A 7,605-nucleotide genomic window follows, 5' to 3' on the forward strand; every position below is an offset into this window, starting at 1 on the left:
GCCCTTGTTATCGTAATCGCGCACGACCGGGATGCCGCCGCCACCGCAAGCGATGACGATGAACTCGTTGTCGAGCAGGTTGAGGATGGAGTCGGCCTCGACGATCTTCTTGGGCTCGGGGGAAGCCACGACGCGACGCCAGCCGCGGCCGGAGTCCTCGACGAAGGTCATCTCGGGGTTCTCGGCCATGATCTCCTTGGCCTGCTCCTCGGAGTAGAACGGGCCGATGGGCTTGGTGGGATTGGCGAATGCGGGATCGTCCGGATCGACCTCGATCTGGGTGACGACGGAGGCAGCGTGCCAACGCTTATAGCGCTTGTGCATCTCGCGGCCGATACCCTGCTGCAGGTGATAGCCGATGTAGCCCTGGGACATAGCGCCGCACTCGGGCAGGTCCATGGCGGGGGTACCGATGGCATCGTGGGCGGCGGCGAACGCGTTCTGGATCATGCCGACCTGCGGGCCGTTGCCATGGGTGATGATGATCTCGTTGCCCTGCTCGATGAGACCAAGCAGTGCGTGGGCGGCGTGGCCGACCTTCTCGATCTGCTCCTCAGGGGTGTTGCCGAGCGCGTTGCCACCGAGGGCGACGACGATGCGATCGGGCTTGCCGAGCGGCTTGGACATAGTGGTTTCCTTTCTCGCAGAGGAACTGTACTCGTACCTCGTCTTGCAGACGCCGCGGGGCGTCCGCGAGCTTGTCTAGGATTATATTCTCCTTGTCCATGATTTTATACATTTCTAGCCGAATCAGCGGGCGAACGGCACTCTTGTGCCGCTGAGCGTAAGAATGCTACCACTCACGGCAAGCAAGCAGGTGTAGCTACATATTTTGCCAACTCTGCAGCTTGATAAAGAATCGTGATAAGACTCTATGCCGATGCAGTGCTTTTCACTCTTTATGCATTTCTTACATTGGTACCTAACTCATCTTGCAGCGGGGTGAATCGCTGGCAGGACGCGCGCCCTCCACATCTCTCACGCGGGCACGGCTAAGAAAACGGGGGCGCCACGGCACCCCCGTCTACAAGATTCCTGTAATAAAGCCGGCCGCGCCGGCGCCGACATTAGGCCCCGCACACGCCTACGCGCTCGCGGATGCGCTCGGCCACGCGCTCGCGAAACGCCTGTGCCTGGTCGCCATTGAAGATGTCGTACGCGCAAAACACGCCGTCGATGCCCTCGAGCTCGACGAGGTCGGCCGCCTCGCGCTCCGTCTCGGCCATGAAGATGGTATCCGCATCGATACCGGCCATGAGCAGGCGCAGGAGCAGGTCATCGGAGTTGGCGCCCTGCACCACCACCTGCTTGACGGCGGGATCGGCCAGGTACTCGAAATCGGCCTGATAGTACCAGCCGGTAAACTCCGTCTTCTTGGGATTGGTGGCCAGGTAGTAGTCGGCCAGCATGAGCCCGACCACCTTGGAGCCGGGCTCGCGGCAGATCGTGGCCAGCGCCGTTGACGTGGCCGTGCTGTTCTCGCCCTTGGACGCGGTGTTAACGAGGCGCAGGCCCTCGACGGTCTCCTCGCTGAAGCGGGCCGCCGTCACGTTAACCTTGCCGTCGGCCAGCACATCCTGAAGCTGCTCGGCAGAAACACCCAGCTCACGCGCGGTGACCAACGCGGAAACAAGGTTGTACAGGTTGGTGATCGAATACGTTGCGATATGGTACGTATACTCGGGCGCCTCGCCGTCAACCGCGTGGCACAGCTCGCGCATCGTGAACTCATGGTCGTCCTTGTTGACTTCGGTGACCAGGTAATCGGGCTCGGGATTCTTAAAGCCGCAGGCAACGCAGCGTGCGCGGCCCAGATGGCGCAAATGGCACCAGTCGTACTCGAGCGCGCCGCCGCACTCGGGACATGCCGTGAGGTCGCACACGATGCCCTCCGGACCCTCGAGGTCGTCCTCGAGATGACCGATCGAGAAATACGTGCGATGCGTTGCCTGGGGAGCAAGCCGGCACGAGATGAGGTCGTCGGCGTTGAGGATGAGATGCGTCGACGCGGGGATGTTGGCGTCGATGACGCTGAAGATGTAATCGGGATTGGCGTTGCGGGTGAAGTTGTCGCGATAGAGGTTCGCCACCAGCATGACATCGGGCGTCATATACGGCAGCACGCGGCGCGAGGACAACTCGTCGAGCTCCATGCACGCCACCTGGCGCCGGGGCGCGCCGCTCATACGCGCGTCCTTGATGAGCGAGCTCTCGATACCCGTGATGATGTTGCCGCCGGCGCGGTTGGTCACCAGGTCGAACCCGCACGCCAGCAGAATATCGTCAAGGAGGTTAGACGTAGTAGTCTTGCCGTTGGTACCGGTCACGAACACCACGCGCTCGGGCTTGGGCGTACGGGCCAGGAAATCGGGGCAGATGGCCTCGGCCACGGTGCCGGGCACCTGGCCGCCGTTGCGCCGGGCGATCTTAAGCGCGGCGGCGGCGGTCTTGCCCGCGGCGAGCGCGAGGTAGTAGCGCGGGGTCTTGCTCGTTGAAGTGCTCACAGGAAACTCCTTGCTGGGAGAGAACGGCTAACAGTGCTGGCGGGCGATAACGACCGCGCGACAGCCCTTTCGACACGCGCGACCGCGAACCGGCCGGGCTAAACGTCCATGCCGGGCGTGGCGAAATCCTTCACGCGCTGCTCGTACGCGCGCATCGCCACCTCTTCGTGTGCGAGCACGGCGTCCGCCTCGCCCATGGCGTCCAGCAGCCAGCGCGTAAACGGCGGGTTGACGGTGAGCAGCGGACCCAGGAACCACGTTCCGATGAGGTTGTTGCGGCGAACGCCCTCGAACGCGCTCTTCTTGTTCATGCCGAAACCCTGCTTGAGCGTGCAGAACGACCACTTCTCGTTCTTGCCCTCGGCCTGGGTGAACTGCATCTTGAAGCCCACGATGTCGATGGGGTCGGCACCGGGCGCGGGCTGGAAGGTACCCAGTCCAACGCCGGTGAAGCGCTGCGGCGTGAGCTGATGCGTGACGAAGTCGAATAAGCCCAGGCCCGTGATGCCACGGCCTTCGGGCGTGATGATCATGTTGCCCAGCAGCTCTACGGCATTGCCGGTAAACAGCATGGGCGTGCCGGCGTCGGCCAGCGCAGCCAGGCGCTCGGCGTACGGCATGAGCGCGTCGAGCACGCGCTCCTGCTGGCGCTCCGTCATGCCGCACAGCAGGATGAGCGAGAGGTCGTCACGCGTGACGAACGCGGGCTCCTCGCCGAAGGTGGTCTCGATAAACGCTGCCTGAGGCAGGCAGGCGCGCAGGTACATGGCGTTGCCGTTGTCACCCGCCTGATTGCCAAATTCGGGATACAGGATCTCGATCGTTGTCTGCGCCATGCGGCTCCTCCCCTACTCATTGCTGTGGATGCCATTATCCAACAAGGCCGCGCTCCGCGCGCTCCTGCCATATAAAGAGCAGAGGGCGGGGCGGGTCGGAATGGCGGTCGGGCGGTGGGCTCCGGGCCGAGCGGGTGACGGGCGGACTACACGGGGTGGGCGACGAGCGCGAAAACGCGGACGGTGCAGAGCGGCAACGCACGGACGACAAGATGGGCGCTTGCCGTCAGTTTTCTGCGCGCAAAGAGCTTTTGGCCAAAAAACCTCCCGGCATCGCGGCGAAGCCGCGCTTTCCTCCCGGCAACCGCGCGCCAAGAGCGTCCTTACCGTCAGCTTTGCGCGGCGGGGCTGACTGTCCGGCAGGAATCCGCGCACAGAACTCGCCTCGGCAACATTTCCTCCCAGCAAGCCCGAGGAGGAAACCCCGGCCGTCAGAAAAACTCGCAGCAATCACCCGTGGGGGGCCTTTTCTCTCGTGGACCCAAGACCTCGGATGCTTGCTGCCAGGAATGCGCGCCTGGGCGGTGTTTGGCAAAGACCCCCGAGGAGCACAAAGACATGACGAGCCCGCGAATCAAAGATCCCTCTAGGGAATGTAAAGTCGTGACGGGCATGCGAATCAAAGCCCCTCCCGAACGGCAACGGATCCGCAGATCACGGTCATGAAAACGAGAAAGGGAGTTCGAAAGACCGCCTTCTCCGATAGGCATCTCGCGTCTCAGAAAAGTGCCTGTCCCTTTTCTGAGCAGAAAGCCGGCTCGGATGGCCGCCTTCCCCTGCCTGAATCGACGTCTCAGAAAAGTGCCTGTCCCTTTTCTGAGCACCCTTTCCCGCCAACAAAGAAGGCCCCACCGGGGCCTTCGCACACTTCCCCTCGACCCGTGCAGGCGGGAGAAACGAAGGGAGGCCCCGAAGGGATTCCCTAAGCGAACATCCCGCAGCGCGCAAGCGCGAGGACGTTCGCGTGGGAACCCTTCGGGGCCTCCCGATGGGACCATTTATACCAGCCGAAGCCTTACGCCTCGTTGTAGAGGGTCTTGAGCTTCAGCAGGTGCTGGTAGCGCTCCATGGCCGCGGCCTCGTTGGCAGCGAAGAGCTCCTCGGCGCGCTCGGGGAACGCGCGGGTGAGCGAGGCGTAGCGGGCCTCGTTCATCAGGAACTCCTGGTAGCCGCCTGCGGGCTCCTTGGAGTCGAGGGAGAACTTCTTGCCCTCCTCGGCAGCCGGGTTGAAGCGGAACATGTTCCAGTAACCGCACTCGACGGCCTTCTTCATCTCGGCCTGGCAGTTCTGCATGCCGCCCTTCTTGATGGAGTGCATCTCGCAGGGGCTGTAGCCGATGATCAGGGACGGGCCGTCGTAGGCCTCGGCCTCCTGGATGGCCTTGAGGGTCTGGGCGGGGTTGGCGCCCATCGCGACCTGGGCCACGTAGACGTAGCCGTAGCTCATCGCGATCTCGGCGAGGCTCTTCTTCTTGATGGCCTTGCCGGAGGCGGCGAACTGGGCGACCTGACCGAGGTTGGAAGCCTTGGAGGCCTGGCCACCGGTGTTGGAGTAGACCTCGGTGTCGAAGACGAAGACGTTCACGTCGTTGCCGGAGGCGAGGACGTGGTCGAGGCCGCCGAAGCCGATGTCATAGGCCCAGCCGTCGCCACCGAAGATCCAGAAGGACTTCTTGGTGAGGTACGCCTTGTCGGCCAGGATGGCCTTAGCCTTGTCGCAGCCGCAGGCCTCGAGCTGCTCGATGTAGGCGGCAGCGGTGGTCTTGGAGGCCTCGGCGTCGTTACGGGCGTCGAGCCAAGCCTGTGCCGCGGCCTTCAGCTCGTCGGTCGCGCAATCGGAAGCCATGAGCTCCTCGGTCTCGGCGACGAGCTTGCCCTGGACCGCCTTGTAGCCGAGCTCCATGCCCAGGCCGTGCTCGGCGTTGTCCTCGAACAGGGAGTTGTTCCACGCCGGGCCGTGGCCGTCCTTGTTGGTGCAGTACGGCGAGGTAGCGGCCGGGTTGCCCCAGATGGAGGAGCAGCCGGTAGCGTTGGAGATGAACATGCGGTCGCCGCAGACCTGCGTGACGAGGCGCGCGTACGCGGTCTCGGCGCAGCCGGCGCAGGAGCCGGAGAACTCAAGCAGGGGCTGCTTGAACTGGGTGCCCTTGAGGTTCTTGTTGATGAGCTCGGGCTTCTCGGACACGTTGGCGACGCAGTAGTCGAAGGTCTTCTGCTCGACGAGCTCGCCCTCGGCGGGAACCATGGTGAGAGCGTCCTTCGGGCAGACCTTGGCGCAGTTGGTGCAGCCCATGCAGTCGAGCGGGCTGATGGCGATGGCGAACTTGAGACCCGTGTTCTTGGGGATCTTCACGTCCAGGGTGCGCATGGTCTCGGGGCCGGCGGCGACCTCGTCCTCGGTCATGCCGAACGGACGGATGGTGGCGTGCGGGCAGACGTAGGCGCACTGGTTGCACTGGATGCACTTGGTCTCGTCCCAATGCGGCACCATGACGGCGACGCCGCGCTTCTCGTACGCGGATGCGCCCAGCTCGAACTGGCCGTCGGCGCAATCTTTGAACGCGGAGACGGGCAGGGAGTCGCCGTCCATGCGGGCGATGGGCTCCATGAGCTCCTTGACCTGCTTGGCGATGGCGCTCTTCTGGTCGTCGGTGAGGACGGAGGCGGGAGCCTCGTCGGCGGCGTCGGCCCAGTCGGCCGGGACGTCGAACTTCACGAAGGCGGTGGCGCCGGCGTCGATGGCCTTATGGTTGGCCTCGACGATGGCCTCGCCCTTCTTGGCGTAGGACTTGGTGGCGGCGTCCTTCATGTACTGAAGCGCGTCCTCCTGCGGCAGAACGCCGGCCAGGGCGAAGAACGCGGACTGCAGCACCGTGTTGGTGCGCTTGCCCATGCCCACCTTGGCGGCCAGGTCGATAGCGTCGATCAGGTAGACGTTGATGTTGTTCTTGGCGATGTAGCGCTTGGCGTTCGCCGGCATGTGGGAGGCGAACTCCTCGGGCGTCCACTGGCAGTTGACCAGGAAGGTGCCGCCGGGCTTGACGTCGCGGACCATCTTGAAGCCCTTGATGATGTAGCTCGGGTTGTGGCATGCCACGAAGTCGGCCTTGGTCACGTAGTACGGAGAGCGGATCGGGGAGTCACCGAAGCGCAGGTGCGAGATGGTGACGCCGCCGGTCTTCTTGGAGTCGTACTGGAAGTAGGCCTGGACGTACTTGTCCGTGTGGTCGCCGATGATCTTGATCGAGTTCTTGTTGGCGCCGACGGTGCCGTCGCCACCGAGACCCCAGAACTTGCACTCGATGGTGCCCTCCGCCGCCGTGTTGGGGGCATCCGGGTCCATGGGCAGGGACAGGTGGGTGAGGTCGTCCTCGATGCCGATGGTGAACTCGCGCTTAGGCTCGTCGGCCTTGAGCTCCTCGTACACGGCGAAAGCGGCCGCCGGGGGCTCGTCCTTGGAGCCGAGGCCGTAACGGCCACCGGTCACCACGATGTCGGTCTTGCCGGACTCGTAGAGCGCGGAGACGACGTCCTGGTAGAGCGGCTCGCCGATGGAGCCGGGCTCCTTGGTGCGGTCGAGCACGGCGATCTTCTTAACGGTCGCGGGCAGGGCGGCCACGAAGTCCTCGACGGACCAGGGGCGGTACAGGCGGACCTTGACCAGGCCGACCTTCTCGCCGTGGGTGTTGAGGTAGTCGATGACCTCCTCGAGCGTGTCGCAGAAGGAGCCCATGCAGACGACCACGCGGTCGGCGTCGTCGGCGCCGTAGTAGTCGAACAGATGGTAGTTGGTACCGAGCTTGGCGTTCACCTTGTCCATGTAGGACTGGACGATGGCGGGCAGCGCGTCATAGGTGGCGTTGCAGGCCTCGCGGTGCTGGAAGAAGATGTCGCCGTTCTCGTGGCTGCCGCGAGCGGTGGGGTGCTCGGGGTTGAGCGCGTGGTCGCGGAACGCCTGGACGGCGTCCATGTCGCACATGTCCTTGAGGTCCTCGTAGTCCCACACGGCGACCTTCTGGATCTCGTGGCTGGTGCGGAAGCCGTCGAAGAAGTTGACGAACGGCGTCTTGCCGGTCAGCGCGGCGAGGTGGGCGACGGGCGAAAGGTCCATGACCTCCTGGACGTTGCCCTCGGCGAGCATGGCGAAGCCGGTCTGGCGGCAGGCCATGACGTCGGAGTGGTCGCCGAAGATGTTGAGCGCGTGGGACGCGACGGTACGGGCCGAGACGTGGAAGACGCTCGGCAGGCCCTCGCCCGCGATCTTA

4 protein-coding genes are annotated in these 7,605 nt (G+C 64.1%); all 4 read right to left on the minus strand.

Annotated features, from left to right (window positions below; genetic code table 11):
* A partial coding sequence (locus I2E26_RS08835) for a carbamate kinase (protein ID WP_195420435.1) occupies positions 1 to 627 on the minus strand: 627 nt, incomplete at its 3' end.
* Between the two features lie 440 nt (positions 628 to 1,067).
* A complete protein-coding gene (locus tag I2E26_RS08840; RefSeq protein WP_195420436.1) occupies positions 1,068 to 2,504 on the minus strand; it encodes a MurT ligase domain-containing protein in 1,437 nt (478 codons plus the stop codon).
* A 98-nt stretch (positions 2,505 to 2,602) separates the two neighbouring features.
* Positions 2,603 to 3,340 (minus strand): glutamine amidotransferase, encoded by a 738-nt coding sequence (locus I2E26_RS08845; RefSeq protein WP_195420437.1) that lies wholly within the window; start codon positions 3,338 to 3,340, stop codon positions 2,603 to 2,605.
* A gap of 1,015 nt (positions 3,341 to 4,355) precedes the next feature.
* Positions 4,356 to 7,605: pyruvate:ferredoxin (flavodoxin) oxidoreductase (gene nifJ, locus I2E26_RS08850; protein ID WP_195420438.1), on the minus strand; the 3,250-nt coding region annotated here is incomplete at its 5' end.

Origin of the sequence: Collinsella sp. D33t1_170424_A12 (assembly GCF_015554865.1) — a bacterium.
GTDB lineage: Bacteria > Actinomycetota > Coriobacteriia > Coriobacteriales > Coriobacteriaceae > Collinsella.

Bases quoted from the DNA above. Each gene is read 5' to 3' on its own strand.
- I2E26_RS08845 (WP_195420437.1), bottom strand. From the start codon at position 3,340: ATGGCGCAGACAACGATCGAGATCCTGTATCCCGAATTTGGCAATCAG.